26 protein-coding genes and 1 pseudogene are annotated in these 24,002 nt (G+C 37.9%); 25 read left to right on the forward strand and 2 right to left on the reverse strand.

Features of this window, described 5'->3' with window-relative positions; genetic code table 11:
- Positions 1 to 342 precede the first annotated feature (342 nt).
- The 23 genes and pseudogenes from P0108_RS06350 to P0108_RS06460 all read left to right on the forward strand — a co-directional run bounded on the left by P0108_RS06350 (position 343) and on the right by P0108_RS06460 (position 20,743).
- The gene (locus P0108_RS06350; protein ID WP_473730872.1) at positions 343 to 501 is read left to right on the forward strand and encodes a hypothetical protein; all 159 of its coding nucleotides are present in this window, start codon (positions 343 to 345) and stop codon (positions 499 to 501) included.
- Positions 479 to 2,368 carry an HsdM family class I SAM-dependent methyltransferase gene (locus P0108_RS06355; RefSeq protein ID WP_473730873.1) on the forward strand — a complete coding sequence of 630 codons (1,890 nt, stop codon included), beginning with the start codon at positions 479 to 481 and terminating at the stop codon, positions 2,366 to 2,368. The genes P0108_RS06350 and P0108_RS06355 overlap by 23 nt, the downstream gene beginning before the upstream one ends.
- Positions 2,361 to 3,542: a restriction endonuclease subunit S gene (locus tag P0108_RS06360; RefSeq protein WP_422118919.1), complete on the forward strand. Its 1,182-nt coding sequence runs from the start codon at positions 2,361 to 2,363 to the stop codon at positions 3,540 to 3,542. Before P0108_RS06355 ends, P0108_RS06360 begins: the two co-directional genes overlap by 8 nt.
- A gap of 146 nt (positions 3,543 to 3,688) precedes the next feature.
- Entirely contained in the window at positions 3,689 to 3,955 is a 267-nt protein-coding gene (locus P0108_RS06365; protein WP_064622084.1) for a hypothetical protein, read from the forward strand.
- 41 nt (positions 3,956 to 3,996) lie between these two features.
- Entirely contained in the window at positions 3,997 to 5,055 is a 1,059-nt protein-coding gene (locus P0108_RS06370; protein WP_064622082.1) for a hypothetical protein, read from the forward strand.
- 99 nt (positions 5,056 to 5,154) lie between these two features.
- Entirely contained in the window at positions 5,155 to 5,448 is a 294-nt protein-coding gene (locus P0108_RS06375; protein WP_197479840.1) for a hypothetical protein, read from the forward strand.
- A 367-nt stretch (positions 5,449 to 5,815) separates the two neighbouring features.
- Positions 5,816 to 7,255 (forward strand): ribosomal protection-like ABC-F family protein, encoded by a 1,440-nt coding sequence (abc-f, locus tag P0108_RS06380; protein WP_064622080.1) that lies wholly within the window; start codon positions 5,816 to 5,818, stop codon positions 7,253 to 7,255.
- 414 nt (positions 7,256 to 7,669) lie between these two features.
- Positions 7,670 to 7,849 (forward strand): hypothetical protein, encoded by a 180-nt coding sequence (locus tag P0108_RS06385; RefSeq protein ID WP_010241855.1) that lies wholly within the window; start codon positions 7,670 to 7,672, stop codon positions 7,847 to 7,849.
- A gap of 155 nt (positions 7,850 to 8,004) precedes the next feature.
- The gene (locus tag P0108_RS06390) at positions 8,005 to 8,388 is read left to right on the forward strand and encodes an integrase (protein WP_473730874.1); all 384 of its coding nucleotides are present in this window, start codon (positions 8,005 to 8,007) and stop codon (positions 8,386 to 8,388) included.
- A gap of 712 nt (positions 8,389 to 9,100) precedes the next feature.
- On the forward strand, positions 9,101 to 9,673 hold the full coding sequence (locus P0108_RS06395; protein ID WP_116440553.1) for a TetR/AcrR family transcriptional regulator: 573 nt from the start codon (positions 9,101 to 9,103) through the stop codon (positions 9,671 to 9,673).
- 169 nt (positions 9,674 to 9,842) lie between these two features.
- Positions 9,843 to 10,457, forward strand: a pseudogene (locus tag P0108_RS06400) (ABC transporter transmembrane domain-containing protein); the annotation flags it as partial.
- A 12-nt stretch (positions 10,458 to 10,469) separates the two neighbouring features.
- Positions 10,470 to 10,880 carry a hypothetical protein gene (locus tag P0108_RS06405; protein WP_431834813.1) on the forward strand — a complete coding sequence of 137 codons (411 nt, stop codon included), beginning with the start codon at positions 10,470 to 10,472 and terminating at the stop codon, positions 10,878 to 10,880.
- 103 nt (positions 10,881 to 10,983) lie between these two features.
- Entirely contained in the window at positions 10,984 to 12,804 is a 1,821-nt protein-coding gene (locus P0108_RS06410; RefSeq protein WP_116440554.1) for a DUF262 domain-containing protein, read from the forward strand.
- Between the two features lie 23 nt (positions 12,805 to 12,827).
- The gene (locus tag P0108_RS06415) at positions 12,828 to 14,177 is read left to right on the forward strand and encodes an SEC-C metal-binding domain-containing protein (RefSeq protein WP_473730875.1); all 1,350 of its coding nucleotides are present in this window, start codon (positions 12,828 to 12,830) and stop codon (positions 14,175 to 14,177) included.
- Between the two features lie 64 nt (positions 14,178 to 14,241).
- Positions 14,242 to 15,288 carry a virulence RhuM family protein gene (locus P0108_RS06420; protein ID WP_473730876.1) on the forward strand — a complete coding sequence of 349 codons (1,047 nt, stop codon included), beginning with the start codon at positions 14,242 to 14,244 and terminating at the stop codon, positions 15,286 to 15,288.
- Between the two features lie 811 nt (positions 15,289 to 16,099).
- Complete coding sequence (locus P0108_RS06425) at positions 16,100 to 16,393, forward strand: DUF2089 family protein (RefSeq protein WP_004110367.1); 294 nt, start codon at positions 16,100 to 16,102, stop codon at positions 16,391 to 16,393.
- Entirely contained in the window at positions 16,390 to 16,563 is a 174-nt protein-coding gene (locus P0108_RS06430) for a hypothetical protein (RefSeq protein WP_410311177.1), read from the forward strand. The genes P0108_RS06425 and P0108_RS06430 overlap by 4 nt, the downstream gene beginning before the upstream one ends.
- A gap of 266 nt (positions 16,564 to 16,829) precedes the next feature.
- Positions 16,830 to 17,291 carry a hypothetical protein gene (locus tag P0108_RS06435; protein WP_004110362.1) on the forward strand — a complete coding sequence of 154 codons (462 nt, stop codon included), beginning with the start codon at positions 16,830 to 16,832 and terminating at the stop codon, positions 17,289 to 17,291.
- A 12-nt stretch (positions 17,292 to 17,303) separates the two neighbouring features.
- Positions 17,304 to 17,855, forward strand: coding sequence for a hypothetical protein (locus tag P0108_RS06440; RefSeq protein ID WP_076002703.1), 552 nt, complete (start codon positions 17,304 to 17,306; stop codon positions 17,853 to 17,855).
- Positions 17,856 to 18,042: 187 nt separating this feature from the next.
- A complete protein-coding gene (locus P0108_RS06445) occupies positions 18,043 to 18,696 on the forward strand; it encodes a LuxR C-terminal-related transcriptional regulator (protein ID WP_464400398.1) in 654 nt (217 codons plus the stop codon).
- 34 nt (positions 18,697 to 18,730) lie between these two features.
- A complete protein-coding gene (locus tag P0108_RS06450; protein ID WP_473730877.1) occupies positions 18,731 to 19,903 on the forward strand; it encodes a sensor histidine kinase in 1,173 nt (390 codons plus the stop codon).
- Positions 19,904 to 20,205: 302 nt separating this feature from the next.
- Positions 20,206 to 20,475 (forward strand): type II toxin-antitoxin system RelB/DinJ family antitoxin, encoded by a 270-nt coding sequence (locus P0108_RS06455; RefSeq protein WP_004110348.1) that lies wholly within the window; start codon positions 20,206 to 20,208, stop codon positions 20,473 to 20,475.
- Complete coding sequence (locus tag P0108_RS06460; protein WP_012913985.1) at positions 20,468 to 20,743, forward strand: type II toxin-antitoxin system RelE/ParE family toxin; 276 nt, start codon at positions 20,468 to 20,470, stop codon at positions 20,741 to 20,743. The genes P0108_RS06455 and P0108_RS06460 overlap by 8 nt, the downstream gene beginning before the upstream one ends.
- Positions 20,744 to 20,956: 213 nt before the next feature.
- Here the strand turns inward: P0108_RS06460 and P0108_RS06465 are convergent, their stop codons facing one another.
- Positions 20,957 to 21,127, reverse strand: a complete 171-nt coding sequence (locus P0108_RS06465; protein ID WP_410311176.1) for an IS3 family transposase — start codon at positions 21,125 to 21,127, stop codon at positions 20,957 to 20,959.
- The gene (locus P0108_RS06470; protein ID WP_410309528.1) at positions 21,127 to 21,768 is read right to left on the reverse strand and encodes an IS3 family transposase; all 642 of its coding nucleotides are present in this window, start codon (positions 21,766 to 21,768) and stop codon (positions 21,127 to 21,129) included. Before P0108_RS06470 ends, P0108_RS06465 begins: the two co-directional genes overlap by 1 nt.
- Positions 21,769 to 22,517: 749 nt before the next feature.
- On the opposite strand from P0108_RS06470, the gene P0108_RS06475 reads away from it, so the two are divergent.
- Positions 22,518 to 22,757: a hypothetical protein gene (locus P0108_RS06475; RefSeq protein ID WP_233186359.1), complete on the forward strand. Its 240-nt coding sequence runs from the start codon at positions 22,518 to 22,520 to the stop codon at positions 22,755 to 22,757.
- A gap of 292 nt (positions 22,758 to 23,049) precedes the next feature.
- The gene (locus tag P0108_RS06480; RefSeq protein ID WP_473730878.1) at positions 23,050 to 23,535 is read left to right on the forward strand and encodes an NUDIX hydrolase; all 486 of its coding nucleotides are present in this window, start codon (positions 23,050 to 23,052) and stop codon (positions 23,533 to 23,535) included.
- Positions 23,536 to 24,002 lie beyond the last annotated feature (467 nt).

Genomic DNA, 24,002 nt, shown 5'->3' on the forward strand with positions numbered 1-24,002 from the left:
CAGGTTCAGCATAACTTTTAAATCAGAGATTAGTGTGGATATTGAAAGGGCATCGTAAAAGCCAAAAGAATGTGAGCGTTTGAAATGTTACAAAAGTCAGCCTAGGGGTAATCCTCTCTAGGCTGTTTTTATGCTCAAGAATCAAGCTATTAAGCCAATCTTAAACTTTTTAACGATAGCTTTTTCTATCGTTAAAAAGTGCACCCAGTATCCATAGTGTGCACTCAAAAAAGTGTAGCTATACTAGGAGTTCTCTCAATCCATGTGGAGAGTGTTTGCCTAATGTCTAAGGTGTAGTTTCGGTACGTATTGAATGTACAGGATGGATATAAGGAGGTAAAGATGGCAAGTGCGGAAGAAAAAGTTGAGGAATTTTACAAAGCACAGCTTGATGAATTGAATATCAGACATTATGGTAAGACCGAAGAAATAAACTCTTCTATTACCAAAGCATTAAAAGAGGCAGACAGTAAATCCGGTGGATCCGGGAATAAATCCTGATATTCAGCTCTTATTACAAAATAGTACTCGCCGCGATATTCCTGTGATGATTGAAGCCAAAGGAACTAAAAACAAGCTTGAAAAGCTTTCCAAAGATGGCGATATTGAGCTTATAAGTAAAGGGAAAAATCCTCATAGTGTTGTACAGCAATATGCCGTAAATGGAGCTTTACATTATGGACTGGCTATTCTTGATGAAGGTACTTATAGTGAAGTCATCGTTATTGGTATTAACGGATGGGAACTAAAGGATGGGTGGGTATCAAACCCAGAGCTTAAAGCTTATTATATTTCTAAAAAGAACGGAAAAGTTCCTAAAGAAATTCCTGATTTTGATTTTTCACAAATGAAAAGTGAAAATATAGATTCTCTTTATAACATGATAGATAGGCTTTTGCTTACTGATAAAGAACTTGAAAGTCTTAAGCGTGATAAAGAGGAGTTGCTGGAGCAAAGTATTAAAAGCATTCATCAAAGAATTTATGATGATTCTGCTATTAAAAATTTGCTTTCTACAAATGATAAACTCTATTTCTTCTGTGGCTTGATTATGGCAGGTCTTACCACAGAAGGCGTAAAACCACTTGAAGTAACTGACTTTTATAGTAATGATGATGAGATTGATAATGACGGAAAGAAAATCCTTAATCGTACCAATTCATTCCTGCAAAAGAAGAAATGTCCAAGCGACAAGATTGAGATGGTTAATAATTACTTAAAGCCTGTGTTTGAAAAGCGTGATCTTTGGAAGCCAGTGAATGGTGAAAGCGTAATTAAAGCGGTTTATAAGCAGGTAAAAGAGGAGATATTACCATTACTTGAAAGTAACATTCATTTAGACTTTACGGGTAAAATCTTAAACAGCCTTAATGATTGGGTTTTGATTGATAATGATAAAAAGAACGATGTCGTTTTAACGCCGCGCTTTGTAACAAACTTAATGGCACGAATTGCAAGAACTAACAAAGACTCTTTTGTGTGGGATACCTGCATGGGCTCTTCTGGATTTCTTGTATCTGCTATGGAGCTAATGATTGATGATGCAAAGAGCACTATCAAAGATAATACAGTTTTAGATAACAAAATTAAAAACATTAAGCAAAATCAACTTTTGGGTATTGAGATTCTTGGTAATATTTATATTTTAGCGGTTTTGAATATGATTCTTATGGGGGATGGTTCGTCGCAAATTATTTGTGGTGACTCACATAAGGAAGCTCCTGATTTCATGAAGTCGCATAATTTTCCAGCTAACGTATTCTTGCTGAATCCGCCTTATTCTGCACCGGGTAAAGGGCTTAACTTTGTAGACGAAGCATTATCGAAAATGGAAACAGGTTATGGTGCTGTTTTAATTCAGGAAAATGCGGGTAGTGGTCAAGGTGAAGCGTATGCACAACATATATTAAAGGAAAATACGTTGCTTGCAAGTATCCATATGCCAGCTGATTTATTTAATGGTAAGTCTTCTGTACAAACAGCTATCTATTTGTTTAAGGTAAATCGCGCGCATGAAGTGGATGATATGGTGACGTTTATTGATTTTAGTAATGATGGTTATGCAAGGCAAAATCGTAAAAAGTCAACACAAAAAGTGAATTTGCGAAACGTTGACCATGCTCTAGAGAGGTACGACGAAATTGTAGCAATTTGCCTTGGTAAAAAGCCAAAAACTGATTACTACACCGAGGTAAATGGGTTGGTGATAAAAGACACTATTACTATTAACGGTGATGATTGGACATACAACCAGCATAAAAAGATTGATACTACGCCTACGGAAGAAGACTTTAAGAAAACGGTAGCCGATTATTTGGCGTGGAAAGTGAGTGCAATCTTGAAAGGCGAGGTGCAGTGGGATGAATAAGGAGTTTAGAATTGGTGATTTGTTTGACATTATAAATAACCCTCAGTTAGATAAGGAAAATTTTATATTTAGTGAAAGGGAAAAATATCCTTATTTTACAAGAACGGAAAATAATAATGGGATATATGGGTATGTAAAATATTTTGATGATGCTCATCTTATACCTGGAAATTCTCTTGCGGTTGGAATGATTAGTATGCAATTTCATTATATGCAACATGATTTTTACGCAGGTCAATTCACAAAAACTCTTATTCCAAAGTTTAGGGGATTTAATGAAAATCTCGCTATGTATTTTATAGCCATCTTAAATAAACATAGTGAATATTATCAGAGTTATCTCGTTAGACATTTCAAAGAAAAAATAAGCGAAACAGTTGTTGAGCTTCCCGTCATCGAACACTCCGACCTTAACCACGAATATACTGTAGATGACATTGACTGGCAGTATATGGAAGATCGCATCAAGGAGCTGGAGGAAGATCGCATCAAGGAGCTGGATGCTTATCTAAAGGTAACTAACCTTGATGACTATGAGCTGACAGATGAAGATAAGAAAATACTCTCTCTCTCTAGAAAATCCGCATCTAACGAAAACGGCTCTTTGGAAACTGATTGCGAAAATGGGACACTAAGGTTTAAGAAATTTAAAGTAGTTGACATTTTTGAAGTAAAAAACACGAAATGTTTTATGAAAAATGATTTGATACTTAATAGTGGTAATACACCATATATTACTGCAAGTGATAGAAATAATTCTGTTATGTCATATATTGCATGCAGTGAAGAACAACTTGATAAAGGGCACTGTATCTTTATTGGCGGAAAAACGCTGACATTTAGCTATCAGGATCAAGATTTTGTTTCAAATGATAGCCATAATCTCGTTTTATATCCTAAGTATTTAAAAATATTTTCAAAATATGTTTATATGTATATGATTGATTCTTTGCAAAAATCGTTGAAGTCTAAATATTATTGGGGGGATTCAATATCTAATAGGAAAATTCAAAAAGATACATTTACGCTTCCAGTAACTCCTGATGGTGAACCTGATTTTGACTATATGGAACGCTACATTCGAGCCATTGAAAAGTTAACTATTGCAGACGTTGTGAAGTATAAAGACAAGGTTATTGATACAGCCAAAAAGCTGGTAAATTGCCAATCTTAAACCTTTTAACGATAGCCTTTTCCTATCGTTAAAAAGTGCACCCACTATCCATAGTGTGCACTCAAAAAAGTGTAGCTATACTTGGAGTTCTCTCAATCCACGTCGAGACGGTATGTTTACTAACCCGAAAAAATGTCGCAGGGTACGTGAACGTTGATATTGACGTGAAGGAACTGAAGCGAGACAAGCTGCCGCCGAAGGCGACGTACAAGCAGATTCAGGCGTATGTGCTTGACAAGTACGGGCTGAAGGTATCGACGCTGAACATCGCGACCGTGAAAGACGAATTAGGGCTTGAGAAGCAGTTTTCTTACGAAAAGGAAGGCATGGCTGCTAAAAATCGACCTCAATGCCCGAAGGAAAAGCACGATGTAATCATCAAGGCTTTTAAGCACTTCAAGTTGATTCCATAAATGACAGAACACAGCATGAGAAAGGAAATGGAGGAAAAGAAATGACTGATGAATCAGGTAAAAAGAAGCGAACGAAACTATGGGCGGTGATTGGCGTCATAGTGGCAATAGTGATTGGCGTCACAGCAGCAATAGCAGTCGGCTACGGAGGTGCATATCTGTACTTCAACGCGCAAGCGGCGAAGGCCTATGGCGTTCCGCTAGTCGTAAATGCCAAGGGGCTTGACACAGATAGGGGCACAAAAATCTCTGTCCACGCTACTGGAAAAGATTCCAAGGACAATGGTGTGGACAGCGTGTTCTACATAGGTTCAAGTTCTTCCAACATAGCGCTCAAGCCGGGCGACTACAGCCTTGCGATTGAGGCATCGCCCATCGCAGAGGACGGCACCATTTACGACACCAAGGACGCGGTTACAAAGGTAAGTATAGCCAAGGACGGCAAGACCGACGTTGAGAAGGAAATCACCATCGAGCCAATCCCTGCGGAAGAGGTGACAGACGAGCAAATTGAAGCTGCTTATAACGCAGCGAAGGACAGCGGAATCGATGCATCCAAGCTTGACGATTTGAAGGAAAAGGCACAGAAGCGCAGGAATGATGCCGTAGCGGCCAAGAAGGTGGAGGAAGAGAAGAAGGCAGCCGAGGAGAAAGCCGCTGAAGAACAAAAAGCTGCTGAGACCAAAGCGAGCAACAGTGGGTACTCGTTCATGACGGACTACTTCTATGTTGACGTACCATCCAGCTGGAAGTCCAGCGAGTGGAGCGTGAGGCAGGAGGACGACCATACGTGGATATTTAACCACCAGCCTGCCAACGACTACGGCGGAGGGGCGACCGTTTCGGTTGCAAAGAGCGACCCGTGGCCGAACAGCAATTCCACCAAGACGCTAGGCACAACGGGGACGGGGCTGAACGTATACTACACGGAAGCTGGCGCAGGGTTTTTTAACAAGACTGGTGCGACAATCGAACTGACGAAGATGTGGAACCCAGATGACCCAAACTCTGTCCGCGCTGACGGATTTACGAATTCCGATTATCAGAAGATAATGCGTGCTCGCGAGAGACTCAGGCAGGAACAGACGGGCAAGAAGTAAGTTCTTTGAACCTAAGCTGGAACAGTCCATCAAGGAGACGATGTCTAAGCTCAGAAGTGTTCAGTTGGGGCAGGTATCGGTAGATGATGTCTTGGAGTATTGGCTTATTTTGGGCAGGCACTGAAAGGCATCCAGAACGACGCCGAAAAGCGCTTCTACGCCACGTTTATCGACCACATAGAAATTTACGAAAACGCCGATTGGAAGAACGGCGAGGACATCGTCAAGAAAATCCACTTCAAAATTCCGCTGTTATACGGAGGACAGCGAACTTTCGAGTTAACGCATCTTGAAGATGAAAAAGGTAAGCCAACCCAGAAAGTCGTCGAGGCGGAAGACTTCCGGGTTAAGGAAAATACCGACGAGAGTGTCGTATTGATGTCAAGGGCTTAATAGCCGGGTGCATTTTTGCCCTTATGTAGCAGGGGTTTGCAGGGTCTATCGTTAAAAGGTTTAGTATGTGACTACTTTAGGCTGGTTTCTCGCGGTTTTTGAGCACAGCTTGGTTGTTTGAGAGAGCATGTCTACGCTCTAGGGTTGAGTGCACAGGATGTTAACGTTAAAAGGTGCACCCACTTTGCACCCAGCTTTGTGAAATAAGTAAGACGATAGTTAAGTTGCTTGAGGTACTAAGTTATATATGAGGACATGGTATGATAGTGACAATTATTTTCGGAGGTATCAAAAGATGGTAATTAATAAATCCTGTTCTAACTAATGTAGAGAGGTTAAATCCTCTCGGTATTTTCAAGGAGGATTTATGATACGTATTGATGATTTAACAAAAGTTGTAGGTGCAAGAACTTTATTTGCGATTGATCATCTATCTATTGGTGCTTGTGACAAGGTTGGTTTAATTGGTGACAACGGCACAGGCAAAACCACCTTTTTACGCATACTTTCAAGTCTTGATACTGACTACGCAGGGCGAGTTCAAACGAACGACGAGATTAGTTATTTGCTCAACAATTTAGAAGATGAACTCGGTTTTATATATCAGCGTCGTTTTCAGCAGAATTGTAGTAGTCCAGGCGAGCAGCAAAGATTGAAACTGGAGCACCTTTTAGTTGATAATAAAGCATTTTTGCTTATTGACGAGCCTACATCACATTTAGACATTAAGCAAAGAAAGCTATTAGCTAAACGGCTCTATTCTCGCAATAAGGGTTTTATGCTTGTCTCCCATGATCGAGATTTTATTAATCAAACCTGTACGAAAATTTTCGAATTGGTCAATGGGAAAATTGAGGTTTATAGCGGTGATTATTCGTTTTACCTATGCGAAAGAGAAAAGAGGTATAAGTTTGCTGAGAGGGAATATGAGAGTTATGTAAAAGAAAAGAAGCGTCTTTTACAGGTTGCAAATGCAATAAAACAGCAGTCAGCAAAAGTAAAAACCACACCCAAAAGGATGGGTAACTCAGAAGCTAGGCTGCATAAAATGGGTGGGCAACAAAATAAGAAGAAGCTCGACAAACAGGTAAAAGCCACTTTAGAAAGAGTAAATCAACTAGAGGTGAAGAGTAAGCCATATCAAAATGCAGCCATCAAGCTCAATATGGACGAGCGAGAAAAAATTCATTCCAAGGTACTCATCAGGGCAGAAAATCTCAATAAGAGCTTTGATAGCAAGGTGATTTTTAAGAATGTCAATTTTGCGATAGACAATACAAATAAAGTTGCCTTATTAGGTGACAACGGTTCAGGGAAAACCACTTTGCTCAACATGATTCTTAACGGTGAAACGTGGACACATCCGAATTTACGAATTGGTTACTATAGTCAGCTAGGAGAAACACTCGACTATACAAAAACGATTCTGGACAACGTATTACCTTATTCAATCTATGACCAGTCAATGACGAGAATCATCTTGGCTCGTCTAGGTTTCAAAACAAATGATGTGTTCAAGCAGGTGAATGTGCTTAGTGATGGCGAAAAAGCCAAGGTGAAATTGGCGATGCTTCTAACAGGTAACTTTAATTATTTGGTGATGGATGAGCCAACTAACTTTTTAGATATTCGTGCCATAGAAGCCTTAGAAGAGCTGCTTCAAGGCTACGACAGACCCTTGCTTTTCGTGACGCATGATGTGTCCTTTATCAACAATGTAGCGGATTCTTTGTTACTTATCGAGAATGAAAAGATTACTGGTTTTGAAGGTAATTTGCAGCAATATAATGAGGAAAATGAGGTTTAGACGGTCAAGTCTTAACTTTGGTGTAAATTCATTTCCTTCCCTTTATCTGCTATTTTTATGTTCAAACTCAAACAAAAAAATAGGCGGGGCTTCCCCACCATCATGGCGCTTGACCGTGCCATAAGATGCAGGAGGCTGATTAGGTGGGCGCATTTTTGCCCTTGTATACCAGGGGTTTGCGAGCGTTATCGTTAAAAGGTTTAATGCGAAGCGGCTTTAAGCTGGGTTCTCGCGGTTTTTGAGCGTGTTTTGGCTGTATGGGGAAAGATGTCAAAGCTCTAGGGTCGAGTGCACAGGATGTTAACGTTAAAAGGTGCACCCACTTTGCACCCATCTTGTGAAGTGGGAAAATATAGCTCAAAAGGTAAAATGAAACCTGATTATTAGTATGTGCACGAGGAGGTGTTTAAGGAAATGGACAAGCTCGTTCGTTTTTGCCGTGAAGTAGCGACATTCGGCTTGACGGTTGCCTTAATCGCGATGCTGGTTGCCTTAATATGGGATGGCACATTTGCTATTAGAATTGGTTTTACCTCTTTTGTTATTGGTGTCACCGTGATCTCGCTTAAGACTGTCCTTCGAAAGACTGATTGAAGTTTGTTTGGTTCAAGTCAATAGTCGAATATCTCACGTTGGGTGGCTATTACTGATCTCTGTCAGTAATAGCCACTTCTTTTTATGAATCTTAAAGTCAGGCTCAATGTCCGTCCTGTTTAGCCGGTGATTAGTTAGGGTAATCGGATGAAGTATTGGATACGTTGAAGAATAATATTAGAGAAATTATCGCGGGCAATAACTTAAACGAGATTGAAACGGTTGATAAAAGAATTGCAGTTAAACAAGCGATACTACTAACCTTGCTTAAAGCTAAAAAAGACTACACGAAAACTGTCAACGAGATTGATGAACTGAAAGGTAAGAAACAGCAGCTTCTTATAGAAAAAGCAGGTCAAGAAGATGCTAAAAGACGAATCAGAGAAATGGAAGATTTTCTGAAAAGTGAGCGTCACGATATTAGTGAGTATGACGAGAAGCTGGTAAGAAAGTACATCAAGAAAATAAAAGTTTACGAGGACAGGTTCAGCGTAACTTTTAAATCAGAGATTAGTGTGGATATTGAAAGGGCATCGTAAAAGTCAAAAGAATGTGAGCGTTTGAAATGTTACAAAAGTCAGCCTAGGGGTAATCCTCTCTAGGCTGTTTTTTATGCTCAAAATCAAGCTATTAAGCCAATCTTAAACCTTTTAACGATAGCTTTTTCTATCGTTAAAAAGTGCACCCAATATCCATAGTGTGCACTCAAAAAAGTGTAGCTATACTTGGAGTTCTCTCAATCCACGTCGAGAGTGTCGTATTGATGTCAAAGGCTTAATAGGTGGGTGCATTTTTGCCCTTATGTAGCAGGGTTTAGCGAGGGCTATCGTTAAAAGGTTTAATGCGAGGCGGCTTTAGGCTGGGTTCTCGCGGTTTTTGAACGTGATTTGGCTGTTTGAGGGAACATGTCTACGCTTTAGGGTTGAGTGCACAGGATGTTAACGTACTTCGCTCGCGTTGAAAGCGCACTGTGCTTTCAACTTTGAGCAAGCTCAGCGAATCGAAGTGCATTCGCGAATTATATTTAATCGCTCATGCAAGTCGATTCGCCACTTTGCACCCACCTTGTGAAGTGGGAAAATAAGGTTGTTGGCGTGGTTACAATTTTATCAAACAGAATTAATGAGATGTAATTTAACGGAAATCTGCTTTTTCTTGCAGTCTTAAATCCAGTTTCTTTTTGAACTAATACACTAAACTCTTGACAAATATTGAATTTAGGTTCAGTATTTTATTTGAAAGAGGTGTGATATGGCACAAGTATTGAAAGAAGAAGTTAGAAATAGGATACTTGATGCAGCAGAAAAAGTATTTTATAAAAATGATTATAGAGGTGCTAAATTAACAGAAATTGCAAAAGAAGCAGATATTCCTGTGGCACTCATTTATACCTATTTCAAAAATAAGGAAGTTTTGTTTGATGCAGTAGTAAGTTCTGTTTATATAAACTTTGACTCAGCTTTTAATGAGGAAGAATCTTTGGAAAAGGGTTCTGCTTCTGAAAGGTTTGATGAAGTTGGAGAAAATTATATTCATGAACTTTTAAAAGAGCGTAAGAAGTTAATTATTTTAATGGATAAAAGTTCAGGTACAAAGCATGCAGAAGCAAAACAAAAACTCATATCGCAAATGCAGGTTCATATTGAAGTAAGTTTAAAAAGACAATCTAAACAGAAATATGATCCAATGCTTGCCCATATTTTAGCCAGTAACTTTACAGAGGGGTTTCTTGAGATAGTAAGGCACTATCAAAGTGAAAAGTGGGCGAAAGATATGCTAAAACTTATTGCAAGGTGTTATTACAAGGGAGTGGAATCCTTATAATAAGCACTAAAAATAGACTTTGCGTAATCAGCAAAGTCTTATTTTAAACCTTAATATTGAATTAAAATTCAATATTATTCAGTTTTGGAAGGAGCGTTGTTTATGCCAGAAAAAGAATTAAGGAAAAAGTGATAGGTAAAATGGCTTATCCAATGCACTCCTTGCTTTAAAAATAGTATTTGATTTGATACCACAAATCTTACTTGTATATTTGATTAGTTCTTTAATCACAAACAATACTAACGAAGTTGATTTAAAGTATGTATTTTTTGGAATCTTTATCTCATTTGTGTTAAAAGGCGTGTTTTACTATTTTGCAACAAAGGTTGCTCATGAGAAAGCATACGAAAAATTAACAGAACTTAGGTTAGATATTATTGATCATCTAAAAAAACTAAGTTTAGGATTTTTTAAAGAACATAATACAGGAGAGCTTACCAACATTGTTCAGCATGATGTGGAACAAGTGGAAGTATACCTTGCCCATGGTCTTCCTGAAATAATGTCAGTTACACTTCTACCTACCATTATTTTTGTAGCTATGATTTTTGTGGATTGGCGTCTTGCTCTTGGAATGATTGCCGGAGTTCCACTTATGTATTTGGTAAAAGTTCTTTCGCAGAAAACAATGGATAAAAACTTTGCTATTTATTTTAATCACGAAAAGAAGATGAGAGAAGAGCTAATGGAATATGTAAAAAATATTTCTGTTATTAAGGCCTTTTCGAAAGAAGAGGAGATAAGTGAAAGAGCATTAAAAACGGCAAGAGAGTATGTTTACTAGGTTAAAAAGAGTATGGGGGCAATCACAATTCCAATGGGACTTATTGACATATTTATGGAAATTGGAGTAGTTATTGTCATGATTTTGGGAAGTATATTTCTTTACTATGGAAATATTACAACCCTTAATTTTATACTTGCAATTATTTTATCATCTGCGTTTACAGCATCCATAAGCAAGACAGCTACTCTACAACATTTTTCTATTGTATTTAAGGAGGCATTAAAGGCGATTGACAAAGTTTTAACCGTTCCGCTTCCAAAGAAAAAGACAGAACAAGGTTTAGAATTTGGAAACATAGAAATGGTTCAACAAATAAGCGTTCAATTGAAATTCAAAAATATGGCTTTTCAAGGAAATCTGCTCTGTACATATTACAACACGAAGCAGAATACGTTTTTTATAAATCAGGAACAGGGCTAGAACTCAAGAAATCACTATTATAATGTCTTAACAAGGGTGTTAAAGCAGATGCTGAGTTGGCTTGGTATAATACACCGGAACTGTTTCTGGAGGAGGAAGCTTAATGAAAAAGATAGAAGGTTCACCAAAGAATCTCAAGCAGCTTTTGCAGAATACAAAATATTCAATTCATTATTATCAGCGTGAGTATATGTGGCAGAGAAAGCATATTGAAGAACTGATAGACGATTTAACTTCGGAATTTTTAGAGTATTATCATCCGGGGGACTCTAGACTAGCAGTTGCTGATTATGGAGCGTATTTTATGGGATCTATTGTATTAGCTGGTAGGGAGAATGCTATTATCGATGGTCAGCAAAGATTCTCATCTTTGACATTGCTACTGATGTATCTTAATAACAGATTAAAGAGCATCGGTCAGAGTTATAACATGATTGAGACCATGATTTTCTCTGAGTCCTTTGGCTCGAAGTCTTTTAATATCAATGTAGATGACCGGCAGGATTGTATGAATGCAATTTTCAACGATACTGACTTTGATACTACTGGTGCTGGTGAGTCCGTAAAAAATCTATATGGTCGTTATCAAGATATTCAGGATGTTTTCCCGGCATGCATTACAGATGATATGTTGCTGCATTTTTGTGATTGGGTTGCGGAGAAAGTATTCTTTATTGAGATTGTAGCAACAACAGAACAGGACGCTCATAAGATATTCGTTACAATGAATGATCGTGGTTTGAGTTTGACATCCACCGAAATGTTGAAGGGCTATTTGCTTTCGGAGATAAAATCTGACTCCATACGAGAAAAAATGAATGGCCTTTGGAAAGAAAAAGTTCTTACTTTGAAGAAGTACGATGACAAAGGCGATGAGATCTTTATTAAGGCATGGTTGAGAGCTCACTATGCAGAAACAATTCGTGAAGCAAAAGCTGGTGCAGTAAATAAGGATTTTGATATCATCGGCGGTTTCTTCCACAAATGGGTACGAGATGAACGTGATAAGCTGGGACTTAATGGTTCCGATGACTTTGAGTTGTTCATAAAGAAATTTGCAAAATTCGCAGAGGTTTATGAGCGTATCCGTCAGGCAGAAACAACGTTCGCTGAAGAAACAAAGTATGTATATTACAATGCGCAAGTTAACTTCACATTACAGCCACAGCTATTATTAGCACCTGTATGTTATGAAGATTCATGGCCAGTTATTATTGAGAAGATTAATCTGGTAGCAAGATTTATTGATGTTTTGATTGTATCCAGAGTAACGAAGTGCAGCTCTGTAAATTACAGCACAATTAAAAACTTTGTTTTCAATGTTACTAAGGATATCCGCATGACAGACATACCTACATTGAAACAGAAATTAGAACAGCAGTATATCAATCTCGCATTTGACCCGGCAGCAGCATTAAGTAATTTAGGACTTAACAGCTTTACTAAGAAATACATTAAGAATATCCTTGCACGTATTACAGGATTTATTGAAGAACATACTGGTGTTGCATCAAACTACTGCAATTACATGAACACTCAAACAAAGAATCCATTTGAGATTGAGCACATTATTACAGACCATTATGAATGGTTTACCGCGGAATATTCTGACCGAGACGATTTCAGACGTTGGAGAAATAGCATCGGTGCGTTATTGCTTCTTCATAAGAGCATCAATGCAAGCTTAAATGATGCAAAGTATGATTACAAACTGAAAAAGTACTGTTCCAATGAAGGAAATATCTATACTGAATCACTTGGTGATCTGGCATATCAGAATAATCCCCAATTTAAGAAGTTCGTTTTAGATAATAATCTTGGCTTCAAATCGTATGCTTCATTTGGTAAGAATGAAATTGCTGAAAGAATAGCAGTACTCATTGACTTGGTAAAACTCGTTTGGAACGATGATATGTTTATGTAATCCAGCGAAAGGAGGCAGGTTTTATGGTTTTTAATACTTTTATAAAATGTCAGGTTTGCGGATGTATTACTAGAGTTCGTTTACAAGTTGGCTGTCAAGAAGAACATCCGATAGAAGTAGCATGCGGTAAATGTGGAACCTCTTTGTCTGGTAGCGTGAAGATAGGGCAAGATCGTCCGGGGTTAAGTTTTTCTTTTGATAATGCTGATGAAGTTCAGGGCGAAAATGCGGATTACATTATTGAGTGTTCTGGTGAATTTCCTACCTTAAAACAAGTAGAAGCAGCTGATTTAGAGAGACTAGTGATTACACCGTTTATTCGATATATGAATTGTATGAAAACGAATAATTCTTATGAGGAATTTGGACAAGATGTGTCTAAGTTGAACGTAACTGCCAAAAAGTGGAAGAACTATAAAAGAATTCTCAATTTAGCAAAAAACAATAGCGAATACTTAACTCAAGAGATTCAAAAGGAGTTTTCTGGTCATTTTTTTCAATGTAGAGATGAATTCGAAACATTGAGAGCTGTCCATATGATTGAGGTATATGGATTTTATTCATCATTAAGAAAAGATATCTATAATGACCTTTCGTTTAGCACTGGAATATTGAAAATGGATTCAGCGCAAATGAAAGACCTGATTGAGTTCCTTAATTCTCATGATGGATTCCACCTTGAAGAATTACAGGAACTGATCTACAAGGTCTACGATGAGTTTATGGTCGTATATCAAAGACTTATACCTGCATTGGCTATACAATACTGTAAAGATAATTCTTTTGATTTTGAATACGAAGGTTCCACAACGAGCAGTTTTGATAGTGTAAAACAGTTTTATCTGGATGTTTATGAGGCATTAGGTAATTTGATGATTATTCCTGTTGCTCTTAACAATATTAAGTATAGGTCTGATATCAATGCTATGAATCCGATTGAGAAAAATGTAAAGTTTTTAGAGGATTATATTAAACTCACAAAAGCATCAAGATATCATTTTTGCTTGGATTCTGAGGACTATACAGGCTTTTTGAAAATCCTCGTGAATGCGAAATTGAGAAATGCTATCGGTCATAATGATGTTGAATACAATTCAGTAGACCAGCTGATAACTTATATTCCTAATCCGAAAGATAGAACAAAAAAGAAAACAGAATATTTGCTTGAATTTGAAAATGAGGCAATGTGTATGTTTCAAGCTATATTGGGAGTCTCTGAATATTTATATCGTCTTAGGGAACTTGAACTTATGCATGACGGAAAAATTCCTATTATGGTTCAGGAAAGAGCAAATTGGCCGAAGAAGATAGGCCGCAATGAATTGTGTCCATGTGGAAGTGGGAAGAAGTATAAGCGTTGTCATGGGCGATGAGAGCATACAGAAATTCATTCATTGTTTATTATAGAGTGATTTATCGAAGAAGGAGGTCTCTTATTTGAAAAAGAAAAAAGATGAAATAACCATTCGTTCCAGTGCAGCAGAATATCTGACCTATGTTGCCTCTGTCGGCGATCAGCAGGACAGTATTGAGATGCGCTATGAGGACGAAAATATATGGCTGACACAGAAGATGATGGCCGCGCTGTATGGCGTGGATGTTCGTACAATTAATGAGCATATTAAGAAGATTTATTCCGACTTAGAGCTTGAGGAAGATGCAACTATCCGGAATTTCCGGATAGTTCAAACCGAAGGTTCACGTCAGGTTACTCGTGATATGAAACATTATAATCTTCAAATGATTATTGCTGTTGGGTTCAAGGTGAATAATGAACGAGCAGTGCAGTTTCGTAAATGGGCTAATGGCATCGTAAAGGACTATACCATCAAAGGATGGGTTATGGATGATGAGCGTTTAAAAAACGGTGGTTCCGTGCTCACAACAGAATATTTTGATCGTTTGCTTGAGCAGATTCGTGAGATCCGTTTATCTGAGCGTAGATTCTATCAGAAGATAACGGACATCTATGCTACAGCTCTTGATTATGACCGCACAGCAAAAGCGACAAAGCAGTTTTTTGCCAAGGTGCAGAACAAGATGCATTATGCAGTTCACGGACATACGGCAGCAGAGTTAATTTATGAGCGAGCAGATGCAGGCAAGCCGCATATGGGATTAACTACATGGGCAGCAGTACCAGAAGGCAAGATCGTAAAAAGTGATGTGACTGTTGCAAAAAATTATCTTTCTGATCAGGAAATGCGTTCATTAGAGCGTATTGTTTCAGCGTATTTAGATCTGGCAGAGGATCGTGCTGAACGTCACATTCTGATGACAATGGAGGACTGGGCAAAGCGTCTGGATCTATTCCTGATGGCTGATGACAGAGAGGTCCTTCAGGATGCAGGAAAGATTACGGCAGAGATTGCCAAGGCTAAAGCCGAGACTGAATTTGAAAAGTATCGTGTTATTCAGGACAGATTGTTCATGTCTGACTTTGATAAATACATGTTGGAACTGGAAGAAAATGCAAAGAAATAGTCAAAATGTTTCTCTCGTTCGATGCAGGATTTTCAGGTATGATAAGGTCGAGTGCACGGAAACCTGGCTATCAGTTAGGACGAAAAATATCTGTTGACCTGTTTTTGTAGGAAGAACGGACAAGATTGAGGCGATGGCGGTTCCTCGCAAGATTTGACTTTTATGTTGGAATCACTATAAATAGTAGAAACAAATAAAAAAGTTGAACTTTTTCCTTGGATGGGCGAGGTTCAGACCGTGATATGGATAGCGGAATGTATCAAGAATTTTCTGCTATAGAATTTGTGGATATGTTTCCACTAACAAACGGAGATATGTTGCCACATTTCGTATTAGTCTGAATAGGTTCCTGATGACTGACATCAATCCGGACCTATCGTGCCATGTTGAGACTGTCGTATTGATGTCTAGGGCTGATTAGGTGGGTGCAAATTTGCCCTTGTGTAGCAGGGTTTAGCGAGGGCTATCGTTAAAAGGTTTAATGCGAAGTGGCTTTAATCTGGGTTCTCGCGGTTTTTGAGTGCGATTTTGCTGTATAAGGGAAGATGTCGACGCTCTAGGGTTGAGTGCACAGGATGTTAACGTACTTCGCTCGCGTTGAAAGCACACTGTGCTTTCAACTTTGAGCAAGCTCAGCGAATCGAAGGCGTAAAACAAAAATAAGGATTGGAGTTATAGGTTAAAATTGTCCTAAGCCCCCCTTTACGTCATATCTCTCATGCTCATTCTTGACAAACCCATACAACAACTTTAATTTTTTTAATAAAAGTTTAATTTAATTAAAGTTTTGTAGGTTGAAGAAAGGGGTGATATGGATCATATTCCAAAATGGATGGCTAATCTCACAGATGAAGATATGTCGTTTATAAAGAACTTTGTATTATCGTCTGGGTCGTTAAAAGAAATGTCGCAAATGTATCAAGTCTCTTACCCAACGATGAGAATCAGGCTTAACAGGCTTATTGAAAAACTGCGCATAAGTGACAATGAGCCAGAAGATCCGTTCGTTCTTTTGGTAAAGAGTCTTGCTATTGACGATAAATACGATGTTGACACAGCTCGAACACTCATAAACGAATATAGAAAAAGGAAGGATGAATCATGAGCTATGCATTATTTGGTCCGATAATTGACATTCTTATTGCACTTGTTATATGTGCTTTAGTGTTCTTTATTGCAAGAAGTCTTATTCGATATGCGCATTCTCTTAAGAAAGACGATACGTCATCTAAGCAGTCTGCAGAAGATAAAAGAATAGCGTTACAGGACTTATAAAACACAAAAATAACAAGTTATCGTGGCAGAAATTGCAAAATTAGCAAAAACTGCCACGATAGCTCCATAAATATGTCTTTATTTAAGAATGGTTCCAAAATGTAAATATTTTTAAATGTTGGTTGTTAGGAACATACAAACTACTAATAGTAAAAGTTTTCTAAAAACGCTATCGTTAAAAATAAGTACGCCTATTTGTGTAGATAAAATTTGAACGTTAGTATGTTGGTAATTTACAAAACAAGAATCACAAGGAGGTGCTTATTATGACTAATCCTTTGCGCGGTATACGAGAAGAAGATATCGTCAAGTATTTTAAAGATCACAATCTTTCAGTTGATAAGACGTATGTATTTACAATGAAATACGACCCTTGGTGGAAAGATTTAATTAAACTATTTTTGTTACCTAAATTATTCTATGTAGCGCAAGGCGTTGATGCGCGTATTGTCGCTGCCACTAATAATGAGTTTATTGTGGTTAATCCGAATGCCATTTTAGGCTCGGGTAATCTAGCTAAATTAGACGATAAGCATCTTCGTCGCATTCCGTGGAATCAACTCACTAATTTTGAAGTTATAAATAAGCCAACAACTCAAATAATTCGCTTTACTGTCAATAGTAAAACCGAAGAATGGAGTGTACCAACGGAAAGTGCTAGCGTATGGCACTTTAATGTGTACAATCTTGATAATTTGAGAAAAACAATACAATCGCACATTAAGTAAGGAGATACGGTTATGTTAAAGGTAAAAAAGATTGTAACATCACTGATTGTGACTGTTTTGTCTTTCGGATTCTTGTCAACAACAATTCCAGCTGCGGAAGCGACTGAAAATAAGTCTACAGCTATTGTACAACAGGATGTTAAGAAAATTGAACAAGAAGTTCGTTTTATTTTTGAAGAAGCTAGCAGTTATAAGAATGGCGTGGTTTCTGTTAAAGATGAGCTCCTTAAGATGAAATATGGAAAAGTAATGGCCGCATACATTGCTGAAGGTATTCGACAAGTATATACAAATGATAACCTGTTGGACGCAATCCGCGCGAATAGCCAAGATAAGGATTTTTGGTCTTGCATGGGCGGCGAACTTATAGGTTTAATTCCTGGGATGGATATTGCTCAACTGCTTTCCAGTGGTGATTTTAAAGCTTATATTGAAGGGCATGCTTGGGATAAGCTTGCTAAATTCCTTGCAAAACAAATCGCTAAATTTGGATTGAAGGTGAATGTTGCAGGTATCGTAGCATCAATCGCAATTGGCGCTGGGAAATGTCTCATTTTTGGATGAAATAGTAATAAATTGTTCACTTTTGTCATAGATTTATGATGCATGTATTGCAATTTTGTATTGCAAAATATGAAAATAATGCTTTGGCTTTATCGCACAATTACTTTGCGACAGAGCCGAAGCATTTTAATCATCATTCTAAACATCTATTGACAAGCAAATTCCAAAACAAGATATCATATATTGTATGAACACTACTTATGCAATTGTTGATAATGACACGCTTGTATTGCGATATATGCAACTTCTTCTGAAAAGTCGTTTGCCTGAAAACTTTGTTTGTGCATGGATGTGTTCTTCTGCAAAACAAGCTATTCATCGTTGCGTTACAGAAAATACTCCTGACGTACTTTTAGTAGATATGTCAATGAGAGAAATGAGTGGTGTTGATGTAATTAAAGCAATTCGCGAGCGCAATAGCAATATTGTTTTAATTGGCATTACTTCCTACATGCTGGATGAATACGTATTGCAAGTTGCTAAGTCGGGTGGTCAAGCGCTAGTGCATAAAGACAATTTAGCAGACGTAGTTGCAGCTATCCAATCGCGCGCAGCGAGCTACGGTTGCCCAGAATTGCCACAATATATTGACTATTTTCACACTCCGCAAGAATCATTTAATATGATTTCTCAACTTTCGAAGACTTCAGTTTTGTCTCCTCAAGAATCGGAAATTATGCGCTTGTGCAAACAGGGGTATTCGTCAAAAGAGATTGCAGATCAGCTTAATGTGAAAGTTTCAACAGTAAACACGCATTTACGTCGTATTTATGGAAAACTTCAAGTTAAAAGTCGCATGCAGGCGCTTGCTGTGCTCGCAAAATATTCGCATGACATATAACGTGTAAGAAATTAACGTGTAAAAGTAGGTAGTTATGAAATTATTAACGCGTATGATCAATTTTTTGTCGCATGACGCTTGGCAGAAAATTGGAATTGGTGTGATCATAAGTTGTACTTTGATTCTTGAGATTTGTTCCTATAATAATCTTCATTACTACTCTAATTGGCATGCCATTACGATTGAAATAGTATGGATTGTAATCTGCTTATGTATTGCAATATGGCCTCGTAAAGCATCTTTTATTGTACTTATTTGGATGCCGTTGGTAATTATTGCGCCAAATATCAACTACTCATCTATGATGCTTACCATATTGATTTGTTTGGCAATTGCTGTAATTACTCAACCTTGGTACACCGTGCTTTCTTCTTGCGGAGTATCTTCATGGTTCTTTATTATCTGCGATTTTCAAAACGCTTATGTGTTAGCATGGTGGCTTCTTATCACTCTTATTTCTAGCGCAATCGTAAAATACTATATTTCTACTATTCACCAACAACAGGAACAATTATTTGCACAGCGTTACAACGTTTTTCAAAAATATGCCACTATTGCCGCAATTCGCATGCACGATGAAGTAACTAATGAGCTTTCCAGCATTATGATGATGGCTCAACAATCTATTGAACCTCAAACGACTCATGAGCAAGAGCGTGAAAATTCGCGAGAGATTCTTCAACGTGCTACTACAACTGTTCATAGAGCACGTAATATCATTTCTCTTCTTGACAATGCTACAACTGCAAGCACTGGCGATGTTATGCAATCGACTACATGTTATAAAGATTTTTGTACAGGCTTACGCGTTTTATTTGACTGTGAACAAAAGTCATTTGAAAAGCTTGGCTATATTGGTTCCATTGACTTGAGTAGTGATTTAGCTACTGAAGATTCTCAATCAATCCATTTGCCTTTTGAAGAATGTGCTCAAATTGAGTATATTTGCCGAGAACTGCTTGCGAACGTAAAAAAGCATGCTGCAAAGCCTAAAGAATACGCCATGAATGTAATGCTTAATGACCATGAATGTCATATTACGTGTATAAATAGTGCGCAACGAGGTATTCTTGCTAACTTGCAATTAGGATATGGACTGCGTTTTCATAAGATGCTTGCGGAATGCGTTGGTGGAACTTTTAAAGTTATTGAAGATGGCGATTCGTGGATTATTAATGTACATGTTCCGCTTCATGCAGAGAAATAGCCATTGCGCAAGATGCTTATTGTGCTTTCTTGCGCTTCAATCGAGTATTTGGACGAACCTTTGTGCAGCAGATGCAAGTAGGCGGTTAATTTGCAATGCAGAATGCTGCTTCGTTGCTATGTTATACACGTTATCGTGGCAGTTTTTGCTAATTTTGCAATTTTTGCCACGATAACGCGCGATTTAGTAATAATTGTGTGCACAATGGTGCTACTTTGGTATTACGTTGGGTGCTGTAGGTCTGTTATAATAAAGCAAAGCATGAATAACAAATTCATGATTTTGAGCTTAAAGGAAACGACATGACTTCTACAAAAACAGCTAGAACAGGCAGATTAAGTGTAAGAGTTAATCCAGAAATACGAGATAGCGCATCGCAAGTTCTTGAACATTATGGTCTTGATATGAGTTCAGCAGTCAACCTATTTTTATATCAGATTGTAAATACGCAACGTTTCCCATTTTCACTTGAAAGTTCTCCATATGAGCATGCTATTGATGAAGCTATGAAAGAAAAACCAATAGCTGCAGGTACTGTAGACGATTTTGCTGAGCTGATGCGCAATGCCTAAACCGCCATTTTATAGTCCAATCTATCTGCGAGATGTTAAGAAATATAAGCAGAAGCATTACGATATTGAGCAAGTAATCAATATTGTAAGACTTATTTGCAATGGTGCAGATTCTCGCGAACTTGCAACTTATAGAGATCATATTCTTAAAGGCTCATATAAAGGCGTGCATGAATTGCATGTGTCTGCAGATGTTCTACTGTTGTATCAAGTTAAAGAAGATTGCATTATATTTCTACGCTTAGGATCTCACGACGACTTATTCTAGCTAGCAAAATCTACCACGATAACTTGCTTAAAAATATAGTTATACAAAAGGAATCACATTTTCAAGCGTACTTGATGAAATTATAAACTTATTGAACGTTCTTAACGCTAAGCAAAATGACTAAATTTTGTATCCATTGGCGACAAAGCGACAATTTTGGCGACATAAAAATGTCGCTTGGGGCTTAGGACAATTTTTAGACATTTTGTGCAATCATAGCACGATGTTCCATAATTGTCTTTTAAGCCCCATTTTAATTCTGTGGTTGTTGTAAGAATCAATATAAGTATGAATAGCTTGACGTAATTCTTCTGTACTATCCCAGTTAAGTGGATAATACATTTCTGTTTTCATTCGTCTAAAAAAAGCATTCACAGGCAGCATTATCTCCACTGTTTCCTTTTCTTGACATGGAGCGTGTTACCAAGACCTTCTAACCTCTCAATCCACCTACCGCCTCTATAGTGACCTCCTCTATCGGTATGAATAACTAAGCTTTTACATTCTGTAGTGTCGAGGGTAGTTAAAGCCTCTTCTAACATTTCATCTACAAGACTCTGATCTGGGTGGTTTGAAAGAGCGTAAGAGACCACTTTACCATCAAAACAGTCAATCATAGGGCTTAAATAGAGTTTTGACTCTTTTACTGAAAACTCAGTAATGTCTGTAAGCCAAATCTTATTAGGTGAATCTGCATGAAAATTATTGTTAACAATGTTACTACATGCAGGAGTAATTTCTCCTATATAGCTTGAATAGCGTCTTTTACGCCTGGCATATCTAACCTCAATTAACTCTTCTTTCATGAGCCGTCTTACTGCTTTTTCAGATACTCTAATACCTTTAGTTCTCAACGCTAACCATATTCTAGGAGAGTCATAAGTAAAGAAGTTTTCTTCTGCAATCTTGTGTATGCAACCTCGTATATGTGCGTATTTGTCAGGTTTTTGAAGAGCATTTTTAGCATAGTAATAACTTGAACGTTTTATCTGAAGTGTTTTAATCAGAAGCTCTAACGGTAACACTAAAAGTAGTTAGGCTTATAACACTTTTTGCGGAGTGAGGATTTCTGATATTAATACGGTTGGGATTATATTAGATTTGTTGGGATTGTATTAAATACAGTTGGACTTTATTGGCCACGGTTGGGACTCTATTAGAGCGTGGCTAATGCTCGTTTTGTTTTCTAAAACGAGTGTTGTTTAACGAGAAGGGGGGTGAAAACATTGTTAACGCTTAAACCTCAAAGCACGTAGCTTTCAAGGCAAGTGTGGTTTTTACATGTCAAACTGTTATAAAAACGAGATTATTCCACTCTTTTTTACACTCATGATACGGGTTTTAAGAAAGAGCGGGTAAATGTTATAAGAATTTTTGGAACAATTAACAAGATTGTGGTTAATGATTAATCAATAAGACACTACTAGTAAACAGTTAAAGCCTGATTAGCTATAGGGCGATGAGATACGTCAATAGGATCCTCATGGTTTTTTCATGACTCCTATGAAGTACCTCTATTCTACTATGGCTGTTTTTCAGGTATTAGAGTCGGTACTTCATAAAGTATCGGCTCTTTTTTGTATGTGTCTTCACCCTACCGCTGCAGGCGGGAAGGGTGAGCATGAGGACTCGCAAAACTAATAGCAATGATTGAGCAACGTATAAGTATACAAGTTGTGTTCGTAATGAAGATGGTAGTTATAGTGAAGAAACTATCGAGATTAAGCCGGGCGAAAATGGTGTCACTGAAGCTGATATTAAGATGCTTCACTCAATGGATGACAGTGAGGTTTACTACAACAATAAGAACCTGCGTCCTACTAGAACTGTTGAAGAAAAAGCTGAGATTGAAGCTTGGAAAGAAGAATATATCCAGCATTTTAATCTTAAGCATGGTTATGAGCCGAATAAAGATGATGTGGAGTATGCTGCTGAAGAGCATTTTCCACGTAACTATAATCTTTCACTTGACTTTGATGCACGTCGAGAGTGTCGTATTGATGTCAAAAGCTGATTAGGTGGGTGCAAGTTTGCCCTTGTGTAGCAGGGCTTAGCGAGGGCTATCGTTAAAAGGTTTAATGCGAAGCGGCTTTAAGCTGGGTTCTCGCGGTTTTTGAGTGCGATTTTGCTGTATGAGGGAAGATATCAACGCTCTAGGGTCGAGTGCAATAAGTTCAATGATTGTTGCTTGTGCACAGTGTGATATACAAATGTATCAATCACTTGGATTTTCAATTCAGATTGGGAACTTGTTTTCATTTGAACCATAAGTCACAGTCATTAGATAAAAAATAAAGGAGTAAACTATGGAGCATAATTGCGGATTTATTAACGATAAAAAAGCATTTAGGTATAGAGCAGCAGCCATCATAGTAGAAGAAGGTTGTGTGCTATTTGCAGGAAATGATGAGGACGACTATTACTACTCAGTTGGCGGAGCGGTTCACATGGGCGAGACATCAGAAGAGGCCGTGAAGAGAGAAGTATTTGAAGAGACAGGTCTTAATTACGAGGTCGATCACCTTGCTGTCGTACACGAGAACTTATTTATCGGCAGCTCCGGCTTAGATGGAGTAGACTTCCATGAGCTTACACTCTACTACTTGATGAAGTCCCTGGGCAAAAGAGATTTTACGAGCCATAGTACTACAGAGTCAGGTGCTAAAGAGACAATGCATTGGTTATCTATAGATGAGCTTGATAAGTGCAAGGCTTACCCGACATTTATGAAAGAATATCTTAAATCGGAGCATAGTGGAATAGAGCATATAATTTCAGATGAAAGATATTAATGAATCCCGCTATTATGGCAAGAGATCGTTACATAAACATTAGTTCTAGTTTCTTAACTCTTGTATGCAATGAAACTTTTCCTTTTATACTCTGAAACTGTTGCTTTCTGTGTTATATATCTCAGCATGCTCTTGACAACAAACTTATGTTTCTGTTGCCTTATTCCGTACGTTTGTTGTTGGGGATTGGCATGAATGAGAGCAGAGCAATGAGGTGGATATCGGTCTTCGGCGCGTTGTGTTGTATGGCTCGTGCACCTTGGATTTTGTACATTCTCTGTTAGTTTTGTATAAATTTCTTTTGAAACAGCTATTTTCACATAATTATGTGCGCGTGTGCTAAGAAAATGCCATGTTACGATTCGTAACGCTTGTGTTCTAGTTAGTTCCTTTTCTATTCATATGTTGCTCGTTAGCATGTAATTACGCAGTGCGGTTATTAATTGCATTACGAGCAAAACAAATAA

Source organism: Gardnerella sp. c10Ua_244, from assembly GCF_055818055.1.

Coding starts and splice junctions, on each gene's coding strand:
- P0108_RS06350 (WP_473730872.1), top strand. CDS start 343: ATGGCAAGTGCGGAAGAAAAAGTTGAGGAATTTTACAAAGCACAGCTT.
- P0108_RS06360 (WP_422118919.1), top strand. CDS start 2,361: ATGAATAAGGAGTTTAGAATTGGTGATTTGTTTGACATTATAAATAAC.
- P0108_RS06370 (WP_064622082.1), top strand. CDS start 3,997: ATGACTGATGAATCAGGTAAAAAGAAGCGAACGAAACTATGGGCGGTG.
- abc-f (WP_064622080.1), top strand. CDS start 5,816: ATGATACGTATTGATGATTTAACAAAAGTTGTAGGTGCAAGAACTTTA.
- P0108_RS06385 (WP_010241855.1), top strand. CDS start 7,670: ATGGACAAGCTCGTTCGTTTTTGCCGTGAAGTAGCGACATTCGGCTTG.
- P0108_RS06395 (WP_116440553.1), top strand. CDS start 9,101: ATGGCACAAGTATTGAAAGAAGAAGTTAGAAATAGGATACTTGATGCA.
- P0108_RS06405 (WP_431834813.1), top strand. CDS start 10,470: ATGGGGGCAATCACAATTCCAATGGGACTTATTGACATATTTATGGAA.
- P0108_RS06410 (WP_116440554.1), top strand. CDS start 10,984: ATGAAAAAGATAGAAGGTTCACCAAAGAATCTCAAGCAGCTTTTGCAG.
- P0108_RS06415 (WP_473730875.1), top strand. CDS start 12,828: ATGGTTTTTAATACTTTTATAAAATGTCAGGTTTGCGGATGTATTACT.
- P0108_RS06425 (WP_004110367.1), top strand. CDS start 16,100: ATGGATCATATTCCAAAATGGATGGCTAATCTCACAGATGAAGATATG.
- P0108_RS06430 (WP_410311177.1), top strand. CDS start 16,390: ATGAGCTATGCATTATTTGGTCCGATAATTGACATTCTTATTGCACTT.
- P0108_RS06435 (WP_004110362.1), top strand. CDS start 16,830: ATGACTAATCCTTTGCGCGGTATACGAGAAGAAGATATCGTCAAGTAT.
- P0108_RS06440 (WP_076002703.1), top strand. CDS start 17,304: ATGTTAAAGGTAAAAAAGATTGTAACATCACTGATTGTGACTGTTTTG.
- P0108_RS06445 (WP_464400398.1), top strand. CDS start 18,043: ATGAACACTACTTATGCAATTGTTGATAATGACACGCTTGTATTGCGA.
- P0108_RS06450 (WP_473730877.1), top strand. CDS start 18,731: ATGAAATTATTAACGCGTATGATCAATTTTTTGTCGCATGACGCTTGG.
- P0108_RS06455 (WP_004110348.1), top strand. CDS start 20,206: ATGACTTCTACAAAAACAGCTAGAACAGGCAGATTAAGTGTAAGAGTT.
- P0108_RS06460 (WP_012913985.1), top strand. CDS start 20,468: ATGCCTAAACCGCCATTTTATAGTCCAATCTATCTGCGAGATGTTAAG.
- P0108_RS06465 (WP_410311176.1), bottom strand. CDS start 21,127: ATGCTGCCTGTGAATGCTTTTTTTAGACGAATGAAAACAGAAATGTAT.
- P0108_RS06475 (WP_233186359.1), top strand. CDS start 22,518: ATGGATGACAGTGAGGTTTACTACAACAATAAGAACCTGCGTCCTACT.
- P0108_RS06480 (WP_473730878.1), top strand. CDS start 23,050: ATGGAGCATAATTGCGGATTTATTAACGATAAAAAAGCATTTAGGTAT.